This window comes from Clostridioides sp. ZZV15-6597 (assembly GCF_020657815.1).
Lineage (GTDB): Bacteria > Bacillota > Clostridia > Peptostreptococcales > Peptostreptococcaceae > Clostridioides.
On sequence record NZ_JAGWCT010000025.1, the window covers coordinates 1 to 26,478 of the forward strand.

The 26,478-nt window shown below is 29.1% G+C and carries 25 protein-coding genes; 11 read left to right on the forward strand and 14 right to left on the reverse strand.

From position 1 onward, the window contains the following. Positions 1 to 164 precede the first annotated feature (164 nt). From KGF52_RS07845 to KGF52_RS07865, 5 genes are all read left to right on the forward strand, one after another. Positions 165 to 1,085, forward strand: a complete 921-nt coding sequence (locus KGF52_RS07845) for a GyrI-like domain-containing protein (RefSeq protein ID WP_227839716.1) — start codon at positions 165 to 167, stop codon at positions 1,083 to 1,085. A gap of 90 nt (positions 1,086 to 1,175) precedes the next feature. Next, on the forward strand, positions 1,176 to 3,596 hold the full coding sequence (locus KGF52_RS07850) for an excinuclease ABC subunit UvrA (protein ID WP_227839717.1): 2,421 nt from the start codon (positions 1,176 to 1,178) through the stop codon (positions 3,594 to 3,596). Further along, on the forward strand, positions 3,596 to 4,618 hold the full coding sequence (locus KGF52_RS07855) for a serine hydrolase domain-containing protein (protein ID WP_227839718.1): 1,023 nt from the start codon (positions 3,596 to 3,598) through the stop codon (positions 4,616 to 4,618). The genes KGF52_RS07850 and KGF52_RS07855 overlap by 1 nt, the downstream gene beginning before the upstream one ends. Positions 4,619 to 4,718: 100 nt before the next feature. Continuing rightward, complete coding sequence (locus KGF52_RS07860; RefSeq protein WP_227839719.1) at positions 4,719 to 5,465, forward strand: MerR family transcriptional regulator; 747 nt, start codon at positions 4,719 to 4,721, stop codon at positions 5,463 to 5,465. Between the two features lie 85 nt (positions 5,466 to 5,550). Then, positions 5,551 to 6,801, forward strand: coding sequence for an MFS transporter (locus tag KGF52_RS07865; RefSeq protein ID WP_227839720.1), 1,251 nt, complete (start codon positions 5,551 to 5,553; stop codon positions 6,799 to 6,801). Positions 6,802 to 6,951: 150 nt separating this feature from the next. On the opposite strand, the gene KGF52_RS07870 is transcribed toward KGF52_RS07865, so the two are convergent. From KGF52_RS07870 to KGF52_RS07900, 8 genes are all read right to left on the reverse strand, one after another. Next, positions 6,952 to 7,368: a DUF3795 domain-containing protein gene (locus KGF52_RS07870; RefSeq protein WP_227839721.1), complete on the reverse strand. Its 417-nt coding sequence runs from the start codon at positions 7,366 to 7,368 to the stop codon at positions 6,952 to 6,954. Positions 7,369 to 7,570: 202 nt separating this feature from the next. Then, positions 7,571 to 8,584, reverse strand: coding sequence for an ABC transporter permease (locus KGF52_RS07875; RefSeq protein ID WP_227839722.1), 1,014 nt, complete (start codon positions 8,582 to 8,584; stop codon positions 7,571 to 7,573). 2 nt (positions 8,585 to 8,586) lie between these two features. Further along, positions 8,587 to 9,615, reverse strand: a complete 1,029-nt coding sequence (locus KGF52_RS07880) for an ABC transporter permease (protein ID WP_227828361.1) — start codon at positions 9,613 to 9,615, stop codon at positions 8,587 to 8,589. Continuing rightward, positions 9,615 to 10,460, reverse strand: coding sequence for an ABC transporter ATP-binding protein (locus tag KGF52_RS07885; RefSeq protein ID WP_227839723.1), 846 nt, complete (start codon positions 10,458 to 10,460; stop codon positions 9,615 to 9,617). Before KGF52_RS07885 ends, KGF52_RS07880 begins: the two co-directional genes overlap by 1 nt. Then, a complete protein-coding gene (locus KGF52_RS21425) occupies positions 10,457 to 10,585 on the reverse strand; it encodes a hypothetical protein (RefSeq protein WP_304521268.1) in 129 nt (42 codons plus the stop codon). Before KGF52_RS21425 ends, KGF52_RS07885 begins: the two co-directional genes overlap by 4 nt. Positions 10,586 to 10,824: 239 nt before the next feature. Further along, a complete protein-coding gene (locus tag KGF52_RS07890; RefSeq protein WP_227839724.1) occupies positions 10,825 to 11,958 on the reverse strand; it encodes a sensor histidine kinase in 1,134 nt (377 codons plus the stop codon). Continuing rightward, positions 11,958 to 12,626 (reverse strand): response regulator transcription factor, encoded by a 669-nt coding sequence (locus KGF52_RS07895; RefSeq protein ID WP_227839725.1) that lies wholly within the window; start codon positions 12,624 to 12,626, stop codon positions 11,958 to 11,960. Before KGF52_RS07895 ends, KGF52_RS07890 begins: the two co-directional genes overlap by 1 nt. Before the next feature lie 175 nt (positions 12,627 to 12,801). Further along, positions 12,802 to 13,452 carry a membrane protein insertase YidC gene (locus KGF52_RS07900; protein WP_227839726.1) on the reverse strand — a complete coding sequence of 217 codons (651 nt, stop codon included), beginning with the start codon at positions 13,450 to 13,452 and terminating at the stop codon, positions 12,802 to 12,804. A gap of 707 nt (positions 13,453 to 14,159) precedes the next feature. Here KGF52_RS07900 and KGF52_RS07905 point away from each other — a divergent pair. Further along, positions 14,160 to 14,753, forward strand: coding sequence for a nitroreductase family protein (locus tag KGF52_RS07905; protein WP_227839727.1), 594 nt, complete (start codon positions 14,160 to 14,162; stop codon positions 14,751 to 14,753). Between the two features lie 105 nt (positions 14,754 to 14,858). Here the strand turns inward: KGF52_RS07905 and KGF52_RS07910 are convergent, their stop codons facing one another. Together KGF52_RS07910 and KGF52_RS07915 are read right to left on the reverse strand one after the other, a co-directional pair. Continuing rightward, entirely contained in the window at positions 14,859 to 16,262 is a 1,404-nt protein-coding gene (locus tag KGF52_RS07910; protein WP_227839728.1) for an MATE family efflux transporter, read from the reverse strand. Beyond that, on the reverse strand, positions 16,246 to 16,707 hold the full coding sequence (locus KGF52_RS07915; RefSeq protein WP_227828354.1) for a MarR family winged helix-turn-helix transcriptional regulator: 462 nt from the start codon (positions 16,705 to 16,707) through the stop codon (positions 16,246 to 16,248). Before KGF52_RS07915 ends, KGF52_RS07910 begins: the two co-directional genes overlap by 17 nt. 414 nt (positions 16,708 to 17,121) lie before the next feature. Between KGF52_RS07915 and KGF52_RS07920 the strand changes: the two genes are divergently transcribed. From KGF52_RS07920 to KGF52_RS07940, 5 genes are all read left to right on the forward strand, one after another. Further along, positions 17,122 to 18,090, forward strand: a complete 969-nt coding sequence (locus KGF52_RS07920) for a helix-turn-helix transcriptional regulator (protein ID WP_227839729.1) — start codon at positions 17,122 to 17,124, stop codon at positions 18,088 to 18,090. Positions 18,091 to 18,330: 240 nt separating this feature from the next. Further along, complete coding sequence (locus tag KGF52_RS07925; protein ID WP_227839730.1) at positions 18,331 to 18,879, forward strand: DUF1697 domain-containing protein; 549 nt, start codon at positions 18,331 to 18,333, stop codon at positions 18,877 to 18,879. A gap of 497 nt (positions 18,880 to 19,376) precedes the next feature. Next, positions 19,377 to 19,892: a PadR family transcriptional regulator gene (locus KGF52_RS07930; RefSeq protein ID WP_227839731.1), complete on the forward strand. Its 516-nt coding sequence runs from the start codon at positions 19,377 to 19,379 to the stop codon at positions 19,890 to 19,892. Between the two features lie 48 nt (positions 19,893 to 19,940). Beyond that, the gene (locus KGF52_RS07935) at positions 19,941 to 20,444 is read left to right on the forward strand and encodes a flavodoxin family protein (RefSeq protein WP_227839732.1); all 504 of its coding nucleotides are present in this window, start codon (positions 19,941 to 19,943) and stop codon (positions 20,442 to 20,444) included. Next, the gene (locus tag KGF52_RS07940; protein ID WP_227828348.1) at positions 20,441 to 21,091 is read left to right on the forward strand and encodes a hypothetical protein; all 651 of its coding nucleotides are present in this window, start codon (positions 20,441 to 20,443) and stop codon (positions 21,089 to 21,091) included. The genes KGF52_RS07935 and KGF52_RS07940 overlap by 4 nt, the downstream gene beginning before the upstream one ends. 71 nt (positions 21,092 to 21,162) lie before the next feature. Here the strand turns inward: KGF52_RS07940 and KGF52_RS07945 are convergent, their stop codons facing one another. The 4 genes from KGF52_RS07945 to KGF52_RS07960 all read right to left on the reverse strand — a co-directional run bounded on the left by KGF52_RS07945 (position 21,163) and on the right by KGF52_RS07960 (position 26,448). Next, positions 21,163 to 23,727: an ABC transporter permease gene (locus KGF52_RS07945; protein ID WP_227839733.1), complete on the reverse strand. Its 2,565-nt coding sequence runs from the start codon at positions 23,725 to 23,727 to the stop codon at positions 21,163 to 21,165. Then, positions 23,714 to 24,403: an ABC transporter ATP-binding protein gene (locus KGF52_RS07950; protein ID WP_227828346.1), complete on the reverse strand. Its 690-nt coding sequence runs from the start codon at positions 24,401 to 24,403 to the stop codon at positions 23,714 to 23,716. The genes KGF52_RS07945 and KGF52_RS07950 overlap by 14 nt, the downstream gene beginning before the upstream one ends. 298 nt (positions 24,404 to 24,701) lie before the next feature. Next, the gene (locus KGF52_RS07955) at positions 24,702 to 25,766 is read right to left on the reverse strand and encodes a sensor histidine kinase (RefSeq protein ID WP_227839734.1); all 1,065 of its coding nucleotides are present in this window, start codon (positions 25,764 to 25,766) and stop codon (positions 24,702 to 24,704) included. After that, entirely contained in the window at positions 25,756 to 26,448 is a 693-nt protein-coding gene (locus KGF52_RS07960; RefSeq protein WP_227839735.1) for a response regulator transcription factor, read from the reverse strand. Before KGF52_RS07960 ends, KGF52_RS07955 begins: the two co-directional genes overlap by 11 nt. Positions 26,449 to 26,478: the final 30 nt, after the last annotated feature.

Genomic DNA, 26,478 nt, shown 5'->3' on the forward strand with positions numbered 1-26,478 from the left:
ATACTAATTCTCTTATAATATAAATTGTTATTATATATAAGAAAAATTCCTAATAAAAAATCTATTTAACATTTTGTTTACTTTAAATCTCACATACTCAACGCTTTATTTACTATAAATAAGGATATTTAAAATATATATTTTTGTAATAAGGAGGTATACTTATGACTGATTCCCAAAGTAAAAAAGAATACTTACGTAGTATTTGCAAAGTACAGGACTATATAGAAGAGCATTTGTATGATTCTCTTTCTCTTGAAGAGCTCTCTAATATAGCAGGTTTTTCAAAGTTTCATTTTCATAGGATTTTCAAAGCGATAGAAAAAGAAACATTATCACAGTATGTAAATAGGTTAAAACTAGAAGGAGCCACGTCTTTTCTTATTCATCGTACTGACATGACAATTACTGATATTGCACATTATTTTGGTTTTACTGATTCTGCGGTTTTTTCGCGAGCATTCAAAAATTACTATAAGATAAGCCCTATAAAATATAGAAATAATTATAGCAAGAATTGCAAAGAACCATATAAAATTTCTCAGTATAATAGATACATATCAAAACTTAAATCTAAAAATAATAGAGAGGTTAAAGGAGAAATTGAAATCTTAGAACTTGATAATGTAAATACAGCTTATATTAGATACACTGGGTCATATGGAAATTTAGCTAGTCATTTTCCAAAGATTGTAGAAAAACTCTTTGAATATGCAAATGAGCAGAATCTAGTTGAACTTGAAAAGACAAATATATTAGCTATTTATCATGATAATCCTCAATTTACACAAGAACATCATTTGAGGACTAGTATTTGTATGACAATTCCAGATAATATTGTTGTCAAAGAAAATAGCGACCTTGGTAATATGACAATACCTTCTGGTAAATATCTTGTGGGACATTTTAGTATTTTTCAAAATGAATATAGTGATGCTTGGGATTTTATGTATAATGAATGGCTATCAAATGATGAGCATAAATTACGTAATTCTTTCCCTTTTGAAGTATACCTTAATGACCCAAATACTCACCCACAAAATAAACATATAGTTGATATATATTTACCTATAGAGTCTTTTTAATACTATGATTTCGCTTAACCTCTTCTTATATTAAGGATTAAAACATCCCAATTTTATAGTTTGATAAAATTAATAAAATGAGGTGAATTAATGAAAGAAATAAAAATTAAAGGAGCAAAAATTCATAACCTAAAAAATATAGATATCTCTATCCCCAAAAATAAGCTTGTAGTTGCAACAGGTGTCAGTGGCTCAGGTAAGTCCAGTCTTATGTTTGATATTGTATTTGAGGAAGGGCGTAAACAGTACTTACAGTCCTTAGGCATACTTTCAGGCATTGATAATGAGAATAAATTCGATAACATTCAAGGATTAGCTCCTACTATAGCTGTTAAACAAAATATCATTCGTCAGAGTAATCCTCGTTCAACAGTAGGTACTAGAACCAATATTATTAGTATGCTTACACTATTATATGCAGGAGAAGGACAAGTACTATGTTCTGCGTGTAACACTCCTGTAGACAATAATCTTATTTGTAATAATTGTGGTAATGAGGAAGAACGATTAAGACCAAGTTATTTTTCATATACATCTTCAGATGGAATGTGTATGAAGTGTTCTGGACGTGGAGCATACTTTGAAATTAATATTGAAAAACTTATCTTGGATAAGCACACTACCCTAAAAAAAGTTTTAGATAGAGCCCAAATTACACCAGGATATTTGAGAGTTCTATCTAAAAAATTCAAAGATTATTTAGAGATGCCATTCTTACAATTGCCTGAGGAAGTACAAAACGAGGTACTCTATGGCCATTATGAAAATGGAAAACGAAGTTCTTCTTTAGCAAAAGTACTTCATGGTCGTCACCAAAGAGGTGAAGACTTAAATGGTATTTATAGCATGACTACTTGCTCTGAGTGCAATGGTTTTAAAATTGGTGAAGAAGCACGCCAAGTTTTATTAAATGGAAAGCATATTGGTGAACTTGGAAAAATGAGCATTTTAGAAGTTCATGAATTCCTAAAGTCCTTATTAAATCAAGACAAACTAACTACTCTAGGTAAAAATTTGATAAATGATATTTTGATTAAGACAAACAATCTAATAAAATCAAGACTAGGTCATCTGTCCTTGTACAGAGAGATGTCAACTTTAAGTGGTGGAGAAATACAAAGGCTATTTTTAAATTCTCACCTTGATTCAGAAATGGATTCATTAATTTACGTACTTGACGAACCAACTGCGGGATTACATGAATCTGAAAAAATCGATATTCTAAAATCCATTAAAGATTTAAAAGATTTAGGTAACACTGTCATTGTAGTTGAACATGATAAAAATACAATTAATATGGCAGAACATATTATTGATATAGGGCCAAAAGCTGGTGTTGAAGGTGGACAGTTAATATATCAAGGCGATTTAGAAGGTCTGCTTAAGTCAAATGAGTCAATTACTGGACAATATATATCAGGAAAATACTCCATGCCTACTAGAACAGCATCTAAAAATATTACGGATATTGAAAAAATGCCTTGTATAGTTGTTCAAAATGCAAGTACGAATAATCTTAAAAACGTTACTGCATCATTACCTTTAGGTGCTATGATTGGAATAGCTGGAAAATCTGGCAGTGGAAAAAGTTCCCTTATATCAGATACATTACTACCTCTTCTTAGAAGTTACTTCAATAATCAACCAAATAATAATAAAGCAACTATTAAAGAAAATGAAGTAAGTGATGAGGATGATTATGCAATTGTAGAAACTATTTCAGATAAATTAAGTGGTACACAATATATCTCTGGATATTCAGAAATATCTCAAACTCCTATTGGTAGAAATATGAACTCAACACCTGCATCTTATATTGGTATATGGGATAAGATACGTGTTTTATTTGCAGGTCAACCAGAATCAATAAAACAAAATTTCACTGCTGGACATTTTTCATTCAATTCAAAGGGTGCTTGTTCTAAATGTAGTGGTAGCGGATATGAAAAAATCTGGTTGGGAAATAATTTAAGTATGGACAGTATATGTAATGAGTGTCATGGAAAAAGATTTAATGATGAATCCCTATCCATTAAAAATAAGAATAAAAATATCTATGATGTCCTAAATATGAGTGTATCCGAAGCTGTTAGTTTTTTCGAAGATACTCCAAATATTGTTTCACACTTAAAAGTACTAGAACAAATCGGTATGGGTTATATAAAGCTAGGTCAACCTACCCCTACTTTAAGTGGTGGCGAATCTCAAAGAATCAAGCTTGCAAAAGAGATTGGCAAAAAGCGAAAAGGCAATATTCTCTATGTATTGGATGAACCCACTACTGGTCTAAGTTTATATGATACTGCTAAACTAATTCAATTGTTGGATGAACTAGTCGAAAATGGAAATTCTGTAATTGTTGTTGAACACGATATAGAAGTTCTAAATACTTGTGATTGGATTATTGAACTTGGTCCAGAAGGTGGAGACAAAGGCGGATATATCATTGCAGAGGGTTCTCCTCAACAACTAAAAGAAAACTCAAAGTCTATAACAGGGAGGTATTTATAATGGATAAAGACTACTGCTTAGATTTGAAATTTGAAAATATAGACCCTTCAAGTGTTGGAATGGATTCAAAAAAACTTTCACAACTTGAACCTTTAATAATCTCACAATATAGTAATATAAACGCAATAATCATAGCAAGAAGAGGAAATATCGTCTTTGAAAAATATTATAATGGTTATAATGCTGACGATACTTTTCATGTTGCATCTGTCACAAAAAGTATCATATCAGCCCTAATTGGTATCGCAATAGACAAGGGTTATATAAAGGATGTTGAGCAAAAAGTTGTTGATTTTTTCCCTGAATATAATTGTAGCCCTGCTGATATATACAAAAAAGCAGTAACTATACGCCATTTGCTTACAATGACTGCACCATACCCTTTTAAAAATACAACTGAGTCATTGGAGAGACTTTCTAAGCAACGAGATTGGGTAAAATACACCCTAAATCAACTTGGTCAAAACAAAAATATTGGAACTTTCAAATATTCTTCGGCCGGAGTCCACCTACTTTCAGCTATTATTACAAATACCACAGGAAAGTGTGCTCGTGAATTTGCTAATGAACATCTATTCAAACCTATTGGTATGAGAGAAATACCAGATTATGATATAAAAGATTTTGGCTTTGAAGATTTGTTTGGAAAAAACCTTAAAGGTTGGGCAAAAGATAGACAAGGTAATACTACAGGTGGCTGGGGACTTACATTGAGTGCCAGAGATATGTTACGATTTGGTTCTCTGTATTTAAATGATGGTATTTGGAATAATAAACGTATTATATCTAAATCATGGATTGAAGAATCAACTAAAATGAATTCCAATGAGTATGGTTATCTATGGTGGCTATGTGAAGAAGATGGAGTTCTTTGGTACTCAGCAATGGGAGCTGGAGGAAATGCTATCTGTTGTATACCACACTATGACTTGGTGATAGCAATACCATCTAAGATAGTTTTTAAACCTCGTGATAGATGGCAGTTTATTAAAAAACATATACTTACTTCTATAATAGAATAGTTGTATATAGAATGATTATAACAACCCTCCACTATAACACCAGACTTTAGTTTAGTGATATTATTATTGATGCTATATACACAAGAGGAGTTGAATATAAATGAATACCTACACGACATCAGAAATAGCAGATTTAATTGGTATACATCCTAATACAGTACGTTTATATGAAGAACTTGAACTAATACCTAAACCTAAACGCAATCCTAATGGCTACCGTATCTTTAACGATTTTCATATAGAGCAATTTAAATTTGCTCGTACAGCCTTAAAAATTGAAGTTACACAAAGAGGATTGAGAAAAAATGCAGTTGAGATTGTCAGAACATCAGCAAATAAAGATTTTGACAAAGCTATTTGTCTTGTGAGTCATTACTTACAACAATTAGAAATAGAAAAATCAAATGCTGAAGAAGCAATCACTATTGTTACAGAGATTTTAAAAGGAAACACACATGAAACAGACAAGTTATTTTTAACTAGAAAAGAAACCGCAGAACACCTAAATGTCACAATAGACACTTTAAGAAATTGGGAAATGAACGGGTTGTTAAAAGTAAAAAGAAAACAAAATGGTTATCGTGTATATACTGATGAAGATATAAAGCGTCTTAAAATTATTAATTCATTACGTTGTGCAAACTATTCTCTTTCAGCTATTTTAAGAATGTTAAATGCTTTGTCTTGTAATCCCAATGCTAATATTAAAACTGTTATTGACACTCCAAAAGATGACGATGAAATCATCTCAGTATGTGACAAATTGATAACCTCATTGAAAGAGGCAGAATATAACGCAAAAGCAATGAAATCTCATCTTCAAAGCATGAAAGAACAATTTTCTTAACCCTCCACTCTAACTCCATACTTTGATTTGTGTGTTATTCTTAAGAGCGAGAAAAATTAAACACACAAATCAAAGGAGGAATAGAATGGAAAACAAAAATACTCATTTTACATGGAAGAAAAAAATCATTACCTTTTTAGTGAGCCAATATATTTCCCTATTTGGTTCATCACTTGTACAGATGGCAATGATATGGTATATCACACTTCAAACATCATCAGGCCTATGGGTAACAATTTTAACCATATGCTCCTTCATACCACAAATGCTAATATCTTTTTTTGCAGGAGTATGGGCAGATTACTACAATCGAAAAATACTCATCATTATATCTGATGCCATAATCGCTGCTTCTACACTGATACTACTTCTGCTTATGATGTCAGGAATTAAAGGAGAAAATGAATTAATCGCAATTGCAGTCGTATCCATTATTCGCTCTTTAGGAAGTGGTGTACAGACACCTGCTGTAAATGCAATGATTCCTCAACTTGTACCAGAAGAACACTTGATGCGTTTTAATGGTATAAATGGCAGTCTTCAATCTATAGTACAATTTATAGTTCCTGTTGTAGCCGCAGCAATTCTTGGTCTAGGCAATAAAATATCTCAGGTACTTTTAATTGATATCATTACTGCAATTATAGCTATTGTATTACTTTGCTTCATTAAAATACCTAAACATAATATAGTAAAACAGACTGAAAAAGTATCATTTTTAGCAGACATGATATCTGGAATAAAATACTCTTTTTCGGATAAATTTATTAGAAAAGTAGTTTTTACTTATGGAGCTTTCATTTTTCTTTGTGTACCATCAGGCTTTCTTATAGGATTATTGATTGAGCGTACATTTGGTAAAGGCTATGTTTATCTATCTATTATTGAAATGATTGGCTTTGCAGGTATGGTTTTAGGCGGATTAGTTATAGGAATATTTGGTGGCTTTAAAAATCGAAATAAGACATTTTTCTTGTCAATGTTATCTTACGCCATCTTTTCCATTATTTTGGGGTCTGTTACACAAGCTTGGCAATTTTTTATATTTATGTTTTTTACCAGTTTTTCAATTCCAATTATTCAAGCAACAGCTATGACCATGTTGCAAGAACATGTAGTACCAGAAATGCAAGGTCGTGTATTGGGCTTACCTACTATTATATATACTGGTCTTATACCTCTTGGGATGGTACTTTTTGGACCACTCGCTGATATATTATCTATTAACAGTTTGATTATTGTTTCAGGCGTAATAATTGCATTTTTTGCTTTATCTATTCCTTACTCAAGGCAATTTTATGCACAAGGTATCTTTAAATCAAAGGAAACTAAGTAATATACTATAGAAATTAAGTAATGCACTAGGAAAATTAAGTAATACACTAAGATAGTTTTAATTAGCCTAGTTCAAATTTTATAATCTCCGTTTCATTTACATCAAAGATTAAATGAAACGGAGAAAAGTAATATGCCAATAAGTTTATTATTATTTTGATTCCTTTTTAGCATGACACTCAGAACATTCAGAGTCATGTAAAGAAATAATTCCACCACAATAAACACAAGTCCATTTTTTTAATTCTTCTTCCATAAAAGTACTTATTCCAGACTCTTTCGCTAAAAGACTGTTTTTTATAAGGCTCTCTTCGTATCTTTTATTGTAGCTTTTTTCCAAGTTTTTGACCAATTTGCATGGAAATTTTTCACACTCAAAACAATATGTAATCTTTTCTATCTTTGCACATTCTTTTATCTTACACGTTCTGCAATGTTCTGGTTTCCCCAAATCACTTACATAACATCCCTGACAAGATTTCTTTGAATAACAATGTTTATAACAGACTTTACAATTCATACCACAAGGGGCAAGCATAATATTTTCAATCTTATTGGGCATTTTCATAATATATTATCCCTTTCTATAGTATTCTTAATTCTTGAACAACTCTAATTATTGGAATCATGAAGTTTTTGAACAGTATCATTATAAAAAATCATTTTAATAAGATATTTTCACTTATCATAAGTCTTTATAATCAAATTATCTATCCATCTTAATCATATAATAAACATATAATATAAGTATATCAAGCAATTAGATTTAATTATCTACTAAAAAATAGATTTCTTTTCTTATCTAAAGTCATATACAGCAAAAACCATACAATACAATGTCCCACTAAAACTACAACTTCTTTTATAACAGTAATATTTCCATCAATAATTTCCATAATTCCTTTAAATGTTGCTATCGATGGCATTATATAACATAAATTGCCTATTCCTCTAATATCAACGCCTAAAATGTATACCAGTAATGGAGTCCCTATAAATAAAATCATTATTAACTTAATATAAATAATCCCTACCATAAGACCTTCTGATAGTTTACCAATAAATAAACCTATTAGTGATGATATAAATGTCGAAAATATGATAAGTAACAACATCATTACCATATCTAACATTGAAATCCTTAGACATATAAAGACAGTTACAATTGAAGATAGACACCCACATAGAAAACCTATAAATATTTTCTGAATAATATATTGACTCCTAGTTTGTGGTAAGATTTCATTGATAAATGAAATTCCATCTTCTTTTTCAGATATGATATTCATTGCATTAAAAGTACATCCCATAAACATAGCTGTAATTAGAATCATAGCAATAAAAATATTTTGAAATTCTTTTAACACATTATCTTTAGGTAGTATTGTAACCTCAATATTTTCTAAATTTCCCTTTAGTATAAAAATTTTAGGTAACATCTTTGCTACATTTTTTATAGCATTAATCTCATTTCCATAAAGTATAGTTTGAACCCCCTCACCATTACTAATAACCCCAATTGTATTTGTTTTAATGTTTTTAACTTCACTTATTAAATGATTCTTAGTTTTATATTGTTTCACTGACCCATATCTACTTAGCCATTGCTCTGTTTGTGTAGAAAGGTTGTTTTTTATTGTCCCAAATTGCAACTCTCCTATAGAAGATATATCAATAGTTCCAACAAAATTTATTAAAACAGCCATAACAATTGGTAAAAAGAAGGAAATTATGCACATTTTATCTTTCCTTATACTCTTCAACTGATATCGTAATCCAATCAACACTATCCCTCCCTAATCAATTCTTTATCAAAAACATATTTAACAAGTAAAAAAAGAACTATTATTGTCAGAAAGCATGCAATAAAATAACTAATTTCACTTGAGAAACTTATAAAAAAAGCATTTTTTAACTCATTATAAACATGATAAAAAGGGTGATATTTAATCCAACTTATTTCAAAAGATGTATTTGCAGATAAAAACACAGGTGTAGTTATAAACACTGCAACTAAAAGATATGCAAGAGAGAATTGTTTGAAATCCTTTAATAACATTGAACATCCAAATCCAACTAAAGACATAATTATGGATAAAATTCCAGTTTGAACTAGTACCTGAGGTAGTATTTTTATTCCTTCAAACAATCCAACATTAATTATTAACAAAAGCACTGTAAAACATAGGTCACATATCAGAAATATAGATACTTTTGATAATATAAAAAGACTTCTTTTTACAGGCAAAATACCTGTTATGCGCATTACACCCATTTGCTTTTCTTTAAATAGTAAAGAAGCAATACCTAAAAATCCAATTGCTACAATTTCAAAAAACAAAATCTCACAAGTCATTTCTTTTCTAAGTTTCATCTCAGATGTCTCTTTATCATCGATTTGAATTACTTCATCTTTTCCTGATGTTTTTACATCATTATCTTTTTCTGATAGTAACAAGGACAATGCATAATCAGCTCTATAATTATCAACTCTTTCAAGACTTTCATGCAAAATTACTTTTGCTCTATTCCCACTAGCATCAATCCCAACTGCATTTGTATCTTCAGATAGTTTTGATTTTAATTCATCAATAGAAGAAACAGGATGAATTAATGGAGATTCATACACACTTGTATTCTCTGGTTCGTACATATAAACACTATTGTGATAGGAATCTTCATCCATAAATTTTATATAGCCAAAATTAATATAGCATGAATAAAGTATAAGAGATGAAAATGCTAATATAAAGAATTTGCCATAAATAATCATCCGTAAATCTTTTTTCATTAAAGTAAAAAATTTAGAATACATCAATATAACATCCTTCCTGTATATTTAATAAAAATTTCTTCTAAGGTCGGTTCTTTTGAATGCACACTCACTATTTCATCATACTCAAAAGTCATACCAGATTCCAATTCCTCTATATCTAAACTCTTAACCTCTCGTTTACCATGATGTATAAACTCAACTTCAACCTTATTATTACTGTTTTTCACCTTTAGATTTTTAGGGCTATCTATTGCTATGATTTTGCCATCTGCAATGAAAGCTACTCTATTACACATTAAATCAGCATCCAACATATTATGAGTAGTTAAAAATATAGTTGTTCCTTTTTTTCGTTCCTCTTCAATAATTTTACGGAACAATACAGCTCCAGATGGGTCAAGCCCACTAGTAGGCTCATCTAAAAACAACAGTTTTGGATTACTTATCAATGCCCTTGCCATGCTGATACGTTGTTTCATTCCTTTTGAATAAGATGATACAGGCTTGTTTATGAACTCTTTCTTAAACTCTAACAAATCTAAAATCTCACCTATATCTCTTCTCTGTCTCTTAGGATAAAAAGATGAAAAATATTCAAGGTTGTCAATTGCACTTAAATTTGTATATAAATATGGAAACTCAAATAGGACACCAATCTTTTGATATAAAGAGTCTGTATATTCTTCAACTTCTTTGCCAAAAAGAGACACTTGACCACCATACCCTTTTAAAACTCCATTTAAAATTTTTTGTGTTGTGGATTTTCCTGAACCATTAGGTCCAAGAAATCCAAATATCTCACCTTCTTTTACATCAAAATCAAGTCCATGTAATATCTGTTTATCTTTTCCATAAGAGAATGTCAGTTCTTTGACTTTTATCATATATCATAATCCTCCTTGTCCTTTTTTTCTTTTTGTCGTCTATCCCACCATTTTATAAATTTAACTTTAAATGGAATAGAAATTAAAACTATTAATACAATAATTAACCACGTATACCATTTCACAAATACCTCACCCTCCTGTTTTACTTAGTGATTATGTTTTATTTATTTCTTTAACTTATTTTATTGCCATTAAGTGAAATCAAAGTGTCTCTCTTGTGAAATCGAAGTGAAATAATAAAAAGTCCTGTTTTCACCAAGAAAACAGGACTTTTTATTAAATACTTCTCATCAAGACTTTTTATTAATTTTTTTTATTAGGTATTTTTATTTTTTATCTTTTATGATTTATAAGCTATTCTTCACTCATCATCAACTGGAATCATAAAATAAAACTCTACTCCTTTATCACGATTTTTAACTCCATATTTTAAACCTTGCATTGTAAGTATTTGTGAAACAATAGCAAGCCCTAGACCAGAACCACCTTTTCTTTGAGATTCAGTACTACGATAAAATTTAGACCAAATCTTTGGAATCTCATCTAAATCTATAGTCTTACCATCATTATAAATCTTAAAAACAAGTAAATCATTACAGCATATAACAGATAAGTCTAAATTGCCATTATATTTAACATGCTTTTTTGCATTGATAATTAAATTTTCTACTACTTGCTCCATTCTCATTTTATCTACAACAACAAAAACTTTATTTTCTGGCAAATCATAAGTAAAATAAAAATCAATATCTGGAACATCAATTAATAGACGCCCTGCTACAGTTTCAACAAATTCTATAAAATCAAAACGCTCTGGATTGAGTTTAGAGACTCCTGCTTCTAAAGCAGATAAATCCAATAAAGATACAATCATATTGTTCATTCTATCAGTTTCTTCTATAATGATGTTCATATAAAGCTTCTTCTTCTCTTCATCAACTTCATCCATAAGACCCTCTGTATAGGCACGAATAATACCAAGTGGTGTTTTCATTTCATGTGAAATTGTGTCCACTAATTCCTTTCTTTGCTCTAATAACATTCTTTCCTTATTTACATCTTTTTCAAGTTGGATATTTGCATCTTCCAGTTCTAACAAAGCCTGTTGTAAATTTGTAGACATTGTATTTAGACTCCTAGAAAGCTCTCCAAATTCATCATTCGTATTAACAGTACACGGATTAGAAAAATCTAGTTGTGACATACTCTTTGCAGATTTATTTATAGAAGTAATCGGCTCTGAAATAAACCTTCCCAATAAAAAATCAATACCTAAAATAAATATAATCATTACTATAAACCAAATCCAAAATCCAAACTTACTATTTACTGGAAGTTCCTCAACAATAAGATAAAACAATATAATAGTTGCTCCTGCTAATTTAGAAAGAAAAAATACTTTCTTTCTCACTGAGTATAATCCAAAATTTGTCTTAATCCAATTTGACATATTTACATTCTTTAATTTATTTATAAACTTTCTTAAATTATCCATTATTTAACCTCAAACTTATATCCTGAACGAATTAATGTAACTATATGATGACCTTCATTACCAAGTTTTTTACGCAGAGTTTTTATGTGTGTATCTACAGTTCGTGTATTTCCTTCAAAATCATATCCCCATATACAATTCAATAGTTTGTCTCTAGAAAAAACTTGATTAGGATTTTCCACAAATAAACGTAATAATTCAAATTCCTTATATGTTAAATCAATAAGTTTATCTTCTACATATACTTGCCTTGACTTCAGTATAATAAATATCTTACCTACACTTAATGAACTTTTTGGAATATCGACAGTATACCTACGAAGTAAGGCTGTCACCTTTGCTAGTAGTACCTTTGGACTAAATGGCTTTGTTATATAATCATCAGCTCCATACTCATAGCCTTTTAATTTATCTTCTTCTTCACCTTTAGCTGTCAACATAATAATAGGTATATCAGTCATTTCACGTGAAACTCTACATACTGAGAATCCATCTAAATATGGCATCATAATATCTAATATCATTAAATCTATATCAGTATTCTTTAGTATTGTAAGTGCTTCTACTCCATCATCAGCAGTTATGCAAGTATACCCTCCTTTTTGCATATATTCTACAATAATATCTTGCATTCTTTTTTCATCTTCTACAACTAGTATTTTAGCCATTATTATTTTATCACCTCAGTTTTTTAACTTTATTTTAGTTTATATTAATTTATTTATTTTGTAACTGTTTTTTAGAAAATAACATGTTTCTAAAAATAATCTACCAATTTATAAAAATAGCCTGCCAACTTTGCTTCATGTTGGCAGGCTAAAAATTTTAAAAATACTTATTATATTATTTTAATGCTAGTTTATTTTTTTGATTAAAATATATGCTAAAACAAATCTCTTCAATTAATGTATAAATTGCACTTGTTATAAAATATAGACCTAAGGCTACTGGAGTTCTAACAGTTAATATAAGACTCATTATAGTAGTCATTATAACCGTTTGTTTATTAAATGTTCTTTGAGAATTCACCTTAAAATATGGTATATAATTTATCAAATTTGGAGCTAGCATAGTTAATGTGTATATACAAGGTAGTATAAATAAATTATCAGCTGTATTTAAATTAGCAATCCAAGGAATTATAACTGTTGTAAATCCCTTTGGCATGTTTAAACATACATGATACAGTGCATATATTACTGGCATTTGTAGTAAAATCGTGGAACACCCAATCATACTCTTCATACTTTCTACAGAGTGTATCTGTAGTTGCTTTTCAAGTTCTTTAGCATTATCCTTATATTTTTCTTTTATATGTTCCATTTTTTCTGCCAATTCTTGTTGTTTTTTCATAGAAAATCTTTGTTTTAATGACAATGGCATTAGTACCAACTTTACTATTAAAGTTATAAGTACTATTGCAATCCCAAAATCTCCTGTAAAACTAAATAATATATTTAATACCTCTTGTAGTATATTTGAAATGAAATCCATTCTATTCTCTCCTTTTATTTTAAATTCTTGAACTGTAATAGAATCATTTCAAATTAAAATATACTATAATACCTCCAAATATCATATTTTTGAAAAACAATATAATGCTTAGGCAATCTTTTTTCAGAATATGTAAATCTATTTATAAATATATTTCTTATCAAAACATATTTAACTCTATGATATAAGAGGTCTTTACAAAAGTAAATTATGCATCCAAGGATAGATACTAATAATGTCATATAAACTAGTATATACAACAGATTATCCATATCCAATCTCATTACATCACCTCATCAGTATTTATATTTGTTTTTATGTCTATGTCTATGTCTATGTTTATGTCTATGTTTATGTTTATGTTTATGTTTATGTTTATGTTTATGTTTATGTTTAGATAATTATAGTATATTAATCACTTAATGTAAATATACAAGTACTAATACCTTGATAAAACTATATTAAATTTTTAGTGTTATTTTTACCAGAATTCTTATGCTCTACTTCTAAAGACAATGACTTTTTTCTAAATTAATGATAAAATAATTAAAACAATTTTTCTATATGCAAATATGTTTTATGTAAACATAACGTAAATATATTTTATATAAACATATTTTATGTAAATATATGTTTAAAACTAATATAATCTTTAAAATAAAAAACCATACTTGAAAAATTAACAAAACTAAATGGAGGTTACTACAATGATAAGCGATTCTATATCGAAAAGACGTAGCATTAGAAAATATAAAAATCAAAGTATTTCACATGAAACTATAGAGAAAATAATTGAAGCTGGAATAAATGCACCTTCATCTAAAAATAGACAACCATGGAAATTTATTGTTGTCACTGAAAAAGAAAAAGAATCTATGCTTAGAGCTATGAGCAAAGGTATTCAAAATGAAATTGATAACAATGGACTTCTTCCAGAAAGTCGCCAACATATTGCAGGAGCAAATTATACTGTTGAAATTATGAAACAAGCCCCCATAACAATTTTTATTTTAAACAAGTTAGGAAAGTCACCTTTAGAAAACTTATCTGCTGAAGAACGTTTTTATGAAATGGCAAATATACAATCAATTGGAGCTGCAATTCAAAATATGTCTCTTACAGCTGTAGAGTTAGGCCTAGGTAGTCTTTGGATTTGTGATGTGTACTTTGCATATCATAAATTATGTGAGTGGTTAGATACAAATAGTCAATTGGTTGCAGCAATATCCTTAGGTTATCCTGATGAACAACCATCAAAAAGACCTAGATTAAAATTAAATGATGTAACTGAATGGAGATAAATAACTATTTATAACCAAAATATGGTAAGTAAATTCAATAAAAACAATTTACTTACCATAAAAAATAATTTGCTTACTATACTACTAGAACTATTGAAGATTATCTTATACCTCTACAATCTCCTTATGATTACTCACCACTTTATTTTGCTTTATAGTCAATGCTTTCATTTCATGAACTGCAAAATATATACATACCATTGCAGCAGCGGCGTCAGCTATTGGCCCTGCATACATTACTCCATCAATACCCATAAACATCGGTAAAATCACTATTAATGGAATTAAAAACAGAATCTGACGAGTCAAAGAAGTAAAAAGTCCCAGTACTGATTTCCCAATTGATGTAAAGAAAGTTGATGATACTATTTGAACACCATTTATAAATGTTAATAACAAGAAAGTTCTAAAGTAATGTTCTGCAAATATAAAGTAAGTTTCGTTCCCATTACCAAATATAGATGTAATTTGTCGTGGAAATAATTGGAAACATAAGAATGCAATAACAGATATAACAGTTGCACTTCCTACTGCCATCTTATAAGCTTCTTTTACACGATTATATTTTTCAGCCCCATAATTGTATCCTATGATTGGTTGCATTCCTTGTGATATACCAATAATTATAGATATAAAAATCATATTTACTTTAATAATGATACCAACACAAGCAAGTGGAATCTCACTTCCATAAACTGACATTGCTCCATAATATGCTAGTGTATTATTCATAACTATTTGTGTTACAGTCATTGCTAATTGGTTAAAACATGAACTTGAACCTAGTGCAAATATATGTTTATAAATCATACTCTCTAATTTAAAACTCTTCTTATGTAATTTAATATGTTGAAAATTCATTACATAATAAACACTAATTCCAAAAGATATAAGTTGCCCAATAACAGTAGCTAAAGCAGACCCAGCAATTCCCATATCAAGCACAAATATGAATAGTGGATTTAAAATGGTGTTGATAACTGCTCCTACCAACATACAAAACATAGAAGCTTTTGGTTTTCCATCAGCAAGTATCAACTTACTCATTCCAGTAGACATTATAAGAAATGGCAATCCAATTGATGTAATCTTTGTATATGTGTGTGCATAAGGTAATATTTCTGATGTGGAACCAAAGAATTTTAACAGTGGTGTTAAAAATATTGATACTATTATAAATAAACTTATTCCAAATATAGCCATCAAGCAAATAGAATTTCCTGCTGCTTTTGTAGCTTTTTCTGAATTTTTAGCTCCTAATTCTAATGAACACTTAGATGCTCCTCCAATACCTAACAATAAAGCAATTGCAGTACATATTGTTGTTAGTGGAAAGGTAACATTTGTAGCAGCATTACCTAATACCCCAACACCTTGCCCGATAAAAATTTGGTCAACAATGTTATATAAGGCACTTACTAACATCGCTATAATACTGGGTATTGCATACTTAGTCAATAATTTTGAAACTTTCTCATACTCCAATGGTTCTTTATATTTTTCTTCCATCTTCCTTCGCCTCCAATTTTGCTTCTTCATTCATATCAATGGCTATAAAAGCAGTCTTTTTTAACATTGACATGAACAACTCTTGCTCTTCTTTTTCAAATGAACTTAACAATTCTTCTACATACCCATTCGTTATTTTTATTATTTCATCGTAACATGCCAAAGATTTTTCTGTAGGATACAAATGCCATGTTCTTTTATCTTTAACACTTGGCTCTCTAGTGATAAATCCTTCTTTTTCTAGGTTTGCCAAAGCTCTTGTTATGTTACTAGGATTTACAAGAATTCTTTTAAATATAGTATCCTGTGTAATACCTGGATTGCTACATATGTGTAATACATAAAAATATTGGCTATTGTTAATTCCAATATCAGCCAATTTTCTGTCAATATAGTTTGTGTTATATCTATTTATAATGGAAACCCATTTTAATAGCTCTCTCATGTTTTCTCCTTATATTGTTATTTATATTTTAATTGCGAGCGCAATAATCTATTTGCTCATGCAATTATTTTACTGCTAAATTTATACTTTGTCAATAGTCCATAATTCCTAATTCCTGTTGAGTTTTTGTAAACTTTATATAAATTTTTGATTATCTCTTTAAATCTTCTTATATATCTAAATAGCTTCATTTTATCAGCTATTCGGTCATTTTCACTATTAAAAGTTGAAATTAACACCAAGGCAAATTAAAACCTACTTTTAATCTATCATATCGATGTAATGTAATATTGTAAATTAGACAATACGTAAATGGATAGAATTAAAATCAAGTGACAGCAAGTAAAATCAAGCCATAACTTCTTTATTTCGTTATAATGAATATAGGGTGATTGAAACGAGGTGAATAGTTAAATGTATGAGTGGCAACAACAAATTCAGATAATCATTGACGAGATTGACAAATGTATTAAAAATTACAATGGCGAAGTCTTAACGCTACGCTTTCTTTCTCGCAAATTGGGATATTCTGAATTTTATACAACGAAAAAGTTCAAAGAGATATCGGGTATGCAGTTTAGAGATTACTTGCGGAATAGAAAATTAGCCTTTGCATTAAAAGAGGTTCGGGACAGTGATAAAAGTCTATTGGATATTGCTTTTGATTTTGGATTTTCATCGCATGAAGCTTTTACCAGAGCTTTCAAAGGAACTTATGGTGTAACTCCAAGTGAATATCGAAAAAATCCTAAGCCAGTCGTTCTTCGTACAAAAATAACCCCTTTTGACCGCTACTTTTTAGGATTGGGAGAAATAGGTATGATTAAATCAACAGATGGTGTCAAGATTTATTTCGCAACCATACCTGCTCACAAATTTTTGTACATTAAAAATAATGAGAGTAACGGGTATTGGGATTTTTGGCGAAAGCAAAACCTTATTCCAGAACAGGACCACGAAACAATTTGTGGTTTGCTCGACAGTATCAAGGGTAAATTGGACGATGATGGTGGAAGTGAAGTTAACTGCGGAAGCGGTCAGATTATGGCTTACATGAACGATTCGGACGGCAGGCTCTGCGATTGGGGTATTCTTCGTACAGAGTGTTGGGGCGTACGACTTCCTTTTGATTATAAAGGGGAACTGCCACCACAAATGCTTATGGTTGATATTCCCGAAGCTGAGTATATTATCTTTGAACATGGTCCGTTTAATTATGAACAGGAAAATTGCAGTGTGGAAGAAAAGATTGAAACGGCTATGGCAACTTTTGATTACACTGGTAAGGGTTACTGTCCTGATATTACCCCTGGAAGAATCATGTACTTTTATTATGACCCAGAACAGTATTTTAAGTACATTAGACCTGTGAAAAAGATGTAAGCCTATCCACTGTAAAATACTCACTAAGTGGATAAGGCGTACTCGATAAAATAAAATTTACAAATTTATTTTGGAAATCAGCTTTGCAAAAAAGACAGTGACAGATATTATGGAATTATTGCTGACGAAAAATATCTCATGGTATCTGAGTATAGCGGTTATGGTTCTGATGCTGAGATTGTAGTATTTAAGCATTGGAGGTAAGCGAAGATTATTTATAATATATGGAGGTTCTTTAGGTTGGAAAAATATATTGCTCTTTTACGTGGTATAAACATTAGCGGTAAAAACAAAGTGTCAATGCCATTATTAAAGGAGGCATTTGAAGATATGGGATTTTTGAATGTTAGCACCTATATCAATAGTGGAAATGTTCTTTTTTCCAGTGAAAACAACGATAAAAGTGAAATAAGTAGACTATGTAAAACCATGATAGAAGAAAGATTTATGTTAGATGTCCCTATAGTAATCATTTCACTAAAAGAATTTTCAGAAGCTTTGGATAACACTCCCAAATGGTGGGATATAAATTCTGATGAAGAAGTGATACATCAAGCTATCTTCCCTATTCCACCTGTCACTATTGAAGAAGTATATAAAGCTGTTGGAGAAGCCAAACCAGAATATGAACAGGTTGATTATTATAAGAATGTGATTTTTTGGTCTGCGCCAAGAGCTACATTATCAAAAACAAGGTGGTATAAAATTGCAAGTTCTTCAGTTAATAACAAAGTAACAATTAGGAATGCCAGCACTACAAAAAAATTATTTTTGCTATCAAATGAGTAAATCTATTATTGGCATAACATGGAGTTCACAAGTTTCAGTTTATCTTTATGATTAACTGACTAGAAAATTTGAAAGCAATCTAACATCGTCATTCGTACAAATCTAAGAAAAAAATAGAGCTGGACCCAGATAATTCGCAATATATATTGACTGTCTGGGGTGTTAGCTATAAATTCAACGAAGAAAAACCGCAGGTTATATATCACTAATTAGTGAATTATATATAATCTGCGGTTTTGTGCATTACTCAAATAATTTATATGCTTTTAATCATATTGTCATATCAAAGCTCTTACGTAAGCTGTAGATTAATAGTAAATTCAACTCTTAAAACTTAAGATATTGACAATAAACCTAGTGTTTAAGAGATAATCTGTATTTCTGTTTAAAATTTAATTTAAAAACATATTGACAGTCTACCTATTATTTGTAATAATTAATATATCAATTCGATATATAACTAAACAATATATACATAAACGATACTAGGAGGCACTATGTTAGAATACATTATTTTAGGATTTCTTATGGAAAAAGAATTAAGTGGATATGATTTAAAACAAAGAATGTCAACGAGTACTTCATACTTTTTTGATGCTAGCTTTGGCAGTATTTATCCTGCACTTAAAAGATTAGAGGAAAAAGGTTATATCTACTATTGTGAAGTTATAGATGGTGGTAAATTAAAAAAACTATACTCTATAACTGATATAGGGAAATCATACTTTCTCGAATGGTTAAAAAAACCAATTAAATTTTCTAAAACAAAGCATGAGCACCTTGTTAACATATTTTTTTATGAGTACTTACCTAAAGAAATAATTGAAACAAACTTAAAAATGTTAATAGCTGAAGTTGAATTACTTTTAAATAAATTAGATGCACAAAAAACTGAGGTGGAACAAAATTGTTGTATTGACCAATACACATGTATGTATTTCACAATGATTTATGGAGTTGACTATTATAGTTTTGTAATTAATTGGTGTAATGATTTATTAAAAAAATTGTAGGATAGAATTATAAAAGTCAACCTACATAATATAAAGGGGGTAAAATTTATGAGACTTTTAATACATGATTTAACTGAAAAAGATTTAGATAATTTATTACCTAAACTTGATAACAATATAAAAGTACTTTCAAACAATGAAGAAATCCATAAGTGTATTGGTTGCTTTGGTTGTTGGATTAAAACACCTACTACATGCGTCATAAAAGACTATTACAGAAATATGGGTAAATTGATAGCTGATTCTGATGAACTTATTATACTAAGTAGATGTTGTTATGGTGGCTTTAGCCCATTTATTAAAAATATACTTGATAGAAGTATAAGCTATGTACTTCCATACTTTGTAATGAAGAATAATGAAATGCATCATAAGAATAGATATGAAAAACAGATAAATTTAAAGGTTCTATTCTATGGAGATTATATTACAGATGCTGAAAAAGATACTGCTACTAATCTAATACGTGCAAATGCTGTAAATCTCAATATGAAGGAACATTCTGTTTCATTTTTTAAAAATCCACAAGATGTAAGAGGTGAATCTTTATGAATATAGTAATGATAAATGGAAGTCCAAAAGTAAAAGAAAATAATTCACAATACTTTTTATCTGAGGTAGAAAAACTTATACAAAAAGATAATGAGATTTTCACATTTAAAATAGACAATGTATCTAAGTATCCTAAAGCTATTGATTCCATACTTAATTGTGATAGGTTAATAATTGCATTTCCTCTTTATGTAGATGGTATTCCTTCTCATTTAATTAGTTTTTTAGAGGAATGTGAAGAACTTGCAAAGAAACAAAATAAAAAATCTATTCCAGTATATGCAATAGTTAACTGTGGATTCTATGAGGGACAACAAACTCACTTAGCAATTCAAATGATAGAAAATTGGTGTAAAAAGGCTAACTTTACATGGGTTCAAGGAATCGGAATTGGTGCTGGAGAAATGATAGGTTCATTAAAATCTGTTCCTTTAGGTAAAGGTCCAAAAAAAAGCTTAGAAACTTTATTAGGAGAACTATCAAAGAATATACTTAGTAACAACATAGATAGTAACACTTCTAGTAAAGATACTATTTTTATCTCACCTAACTTTCCTAGATTTGCATATAAATTTATGGCTAACCACCAATGGACTCCTCTAGGTAAATCAAATGGATTAAGCAAAAGTGATATACTAAAAAAATAAAACATTATAACAAAACTGACATTTAAAAAGGGCTCTTACCTATAAGAACCCTTTTTTCTATACATATAAACTTATTCAGCTTCTCTAATTCTTTCAACAATACTATCCTTAGAAACATTATGATAAACTATTAAAGGCACTATAGATGTTATTAAAAATACTATTAATATACTTATTATAAGTGCTCCTACTGGATAAGCATACACAGAATATCTTAATTTCATAATATTAAATCCTAAAAATGTTGCCATACTTCCAAAAGTAAGATTTACAATAGTTATTATCACCCCATAATAAAAACCTTCAAGCATTATCATTTTTTGAAGCTGTTTTCTTGTCATTCCTACTGCCTCAATCATTGCAAACTCTTGTTTACGAGACATTATATTTGTTATCATAGTATTTATAAAGTTTAGTACTCCAATTAATCCTATTATAAACACTGCACTCATACCTACAATCTTTATAACCTTTTGACTCTCTCTTGCCTCTTCTATATAGATATTTTTTGAATAAACTTTTGTATATGGATTATTGTATTTCTTATTCAAATTATTTATTTTATTTTCAACAGACTTCACATCACCATTTGTATCAATTACCAGACTTTCTACATATGGCTTTATAACCATATTTTTAAAGTCATTTTCATTAATGTACATTCCCATATTAAAATTTTGTGCACCATCAAAAACTGCCATGACTTTAAACTCTTTATCTATATATCCTTCCCCTATAGTATCTCCTTTTAAATATCTAAACTTAATTTTATCTCCTGCTTTTATTTTACTTCCTTCATGTCCATTAATTACTACATATCCGCCTTCATCAAATTTTTTCTCATCTATAGAACCTGACAGTATTTTAGAATTCTTTTGAGAATATATATTATTGTTTTTTGATAGTTTACTTAATAATCTACCTGAAGATAATCCAACTGTATCTGAAGCTAAAAAACCATTATTTTCTGCAATTTCTTCTGGGTCTCTGCCTTGAAGAAATTGCTTTTTATATTCTTCATCTACTTTTTGAGTCAACACTTCATCTTTTAAATCCCCTTCATAAACTATATAACTTAAATCCTTGTACACCTTACTTACATTACTCACTCCATCAAGATTCTTAATATCTTTTATAAGATTTTCATCAATTGGAGCAACTTCGTTATCTTCAAATTTCGCAGTATCTGCAAGCCCATGACGTATTTCTATATCCCCTAACATCATACCTTCAGCTGCTCTTTCTGGGTTAGAACTACTTATAATTGCAGATACAGTCAAAAATATTATACAACTTAGTGACATAGAAACTAAAACTAGAATAGCTTTGCGTCTATTTCTAAATATATTTGAAAATGCCATCTTATGAATTTTAGAACCATGTTTCCCACTTTTAGACTTACGTTTAATCCTATTACTTTTATCACTATATCTTACAGCGTCTATAGGAGATACAGAACTTACAATCTTAGCAGGTTTTCTGCATGACAATCTAACAGTTACATATGAAAATATAACAGCAAATACAAATATTAACGGATTGAAATATTCAAATGCAGTTTTATTTAATCCCTCCATAAACTTACCAACCAGAGGAACAAATACCATCCCTAGTAAAAATCCCAATACTAAACCTATTGGTATAGCTACTATACATAATCTATTAGCTTGTTTAATAATCAGTTTTTTTAATTGATACGGTGATGTCCCTATTGTTTTTAATAAGCCATAATATTTTATATCTTTAACAACTGAAATATAAAAAATATTATATATTAATAAATATCCACTTAAAAGTATAAGTATTACAATTAAGATTATTGGCAATACATTTTTAACAACTTCTTTGAAAGTAGTTGCTTGTTTACTTAAGTATATGGGATTTATAGTTGCTTTTCCTGAATAAGGTTGGATTTTCTCAATTAATTTATCAAATTTAGACTGCAAATCTTTATCATTAAAAAAATTGAAGGATACACTTGTAGGAGCTACCTCATGTGTTTTCTTGTAATTATCATAGAAGGCTTCACTTGTAAATACATCATGAAGAGGTATTGCTATAGCTGTTTTGTATTCAAAATATCCAACTAGTTTAAATTTGAATGTTTCTTTTTCATTAGTTAGTACTCCATCTTCAGTTTTTGGAATTATTAATTTTACTTCAGCACCTATTTTATGAGGTACATCTATCATATCTAATATCTTTGTAGGCATGACTATTTCATCATTATTTTTTGGTAAACTCCCTTCAATCATCTCTACATTTACAGCACTTTCAAGGCTTTTTTTATCATAAACAGTTAAATTCACTGCCTGCGTTGAAAACTCTGGATTTTTTAAACTTGCTATATTTTTTACTATTCCAATACTGTTTTTATCTACTGAACTATCTTTTCTTATAATGTCAATCTGTCTATTACTTAAATCTTGAAATTGAACATGGCTCTTTGTCCCATATTCCATAGCTTGATAATTATTAAAAGCTTCCAACATACTACATCCTACTGTAAACAATGAGGTAAACAAAACTGTAGTTAACACTATTGCAAGAACTGAAACTATATTTCTCATTTTATTCGTTTTAAAACTTCTATCACTTAATTTTTTTATAATTTCCTTATTGTTATTTTGTAACATTGTTCTCACCTCTATTTACAACTTTTCCATCCTCAATCCTTATAATTCTGTCAGCCATTTGAGCAATTTGTTCATTATGAGTTATCATAATTATAGTTTGGCTAAATTTACTACTAGTAACTTTTAGAAGCCCTAACACATCTTGTTCTGTTTTGCTATCTAGGTTCCCTGTTGGTTCATCAGCTAGTATTATTGATGGTTTTGTTGCTAAAGCTCTTGCAATAGCTACTCTCTGTTGCTGTCCTCCTGATAGATTGTTTGGAAGGTCATCCACTTTTTGACTTAGTCCTAAAACGTCTATTATTTCATCTATATATTTAGTGTCTATTTTGCACCCATCAAGTTCTATAGGTAATACTATATTTTCATAAACATTTAGTATTGGAACTAAGTTATAATTTTGAAATATAAATCCTACATTACGTCTTCTAAATATTGTAAGTTCTTCATCATCCATAACAAATATATCATTATTATCAACAATTACTTTTCCATCACTTGCTCTATCAAGTCCCCCTATCATATGTAACAAGGTACTCTTTCCACTTCCTGATGTCCCTACTATAGCTACAAATTCTCCTCTATTTATACTTATATTTATTCCATCTAAAGCTTTTACTATATTTTCACCCTTACCATAATATTTTTTTAAATTATTAGTCTCCAGTATTTTCATAATCATATCTCCCTCTTACTTTATTTTATATATTTTCTAATTGTATATTAAAATTTCATGCTTATTGATTCCTTACTTAGATATTATCATGTAAGTACCTCTCTAATCCTCACAGTACTGTTATATTTTAGATATGAATTATAACAATTTTGAGATATTTTGTGATATTTATTGAAGTGAAACTAAAAATAGTGCATATGATGTTATCTAACAAACACTATATACACTACTTCTAAGAATTTTTGATTTTATTTTCAAGTTATATATTATAATCCTCAATTTTAAATAAATGCTGAGTCTAATTTTTCATATAAACATTAAACGTAGTTCCAATATTCTTTTGAGAATCTACTTTTATATATCCATTCTGTTTATTTATAATTTCTCTTGCTAAGTACAATCCCACTCCAATACCTTCTATATTTCCAACTTCTATACTCCTATAGAACCTTTTAAATATATTGTTTATTTCACTTTCATCTATACCCATTCCATTATCACTTATGATAATTTTAGTGAATATATCCATTTTGTCAACCTTTATACTTATTTTTCCTCCCTCATGGGTATATTTTACTGCATTTTCTATAATATTAAATAAAGCTTCACTAGTCCATTTTTTATCATGGCAAACTTCAATTTTATCATCTAAATCAATTTCTAGTACTATATTTTTTTCTTCTAATTTTAAAAACACTCCACTTAATGCGCTTGCAATAGTATCACTTATTCTACTTTTAGTCGTATTCAAAGATATAATACCAGTTTCTAATCTAGAAATTTTTATAAGGGCTTTTCCTAACCAGTCCAATTTATTTACCTGACTTTGCATGTTTTCTAAAAACAATACTTGATTCTTTCTATCTAATTCTTTATGCATTAGAGTTTCATTATACATAGATATATTAGCTATTGGTATTTTTATTTGATGCGATATATCTGATATCAAAGTTTTTATATTTTCTTTTTCCGCTGAATACTTACTATTTTTAACTTCCATAACCTCTATCATATATTTAATTTTATTTTGAACTTTGGCAGTTAAAGTATCTTTATTTAAATCAAAGAGAATATTTTTATTACCCGATATAAATTCATCTATGTTATATATAATATTGCTACTAAATTCAACTATGTCTTTTCTTATTTTATATACAAAAAATAGTGATAAGAAAAACATAGTAAATATAAAAATTAAAATTATACAATTAATATTTACAATAAATTCAGCTAAATCAGGATGCATATATAAAATTTTGTTAGTTTGCATTCTTATTATTATTAAGGATAGACATGATACTATGAAATATATAATAGAAATGTTTTTGTAATAGTTCTTACTTAAATTTTTATTATTTTTCATCTTGTTCACCAACCCACATATACCCTATTCCATAAATAGTCCTTATGTACTTATGTTTAGATGTCTTCTGGTCTATTCTCTTTCTCAATCTATTTATATTTACAGTCAATGCATGTTCTTCCATATACTCACTATCATTGTCCCATATGGCATCTATCAATGCTTGTCTTGTGACTATTTCATTTTTATGTTGTACCAATTTCTTTACGATTCTATATTCTATGGGTGAAAGAATTATATTTTCGCCATTCCTACTTACAGTCATATTAGCAAAATTAAATTCAAATTCTCCCTCAAATAAGACCTCTTCTTGCATTTCAATATTACATCTTCTAAGCAATGCTTTTATTCTTTGTAGCAATATATTTATACTAAATGGCTTTGTTATGTAATCATCTGCTCCTATCTTAAATCCATTTACAATATCAGATTCCATATCACAGGCTGTCAAAAACAGAATACCTACTTTTGAACTAGTTCTTATTTCTTTGCACAGGTCAAATCCATTTCCATCAGGAAGATTTACATCTAATATCATTAAATCTATTTTTTCTTTCTCAAATTTTTCTTTAGCTTCTTCTAGATTATATGCTGGTACAACTCGAAATCCATCACTTTGTAAGTTAAAACATATACCATTATTAAGCATAATATCATCTTCTACAACCATTATAGTTTCCATTTTATTTCCTCCATATTTTTTATACACATT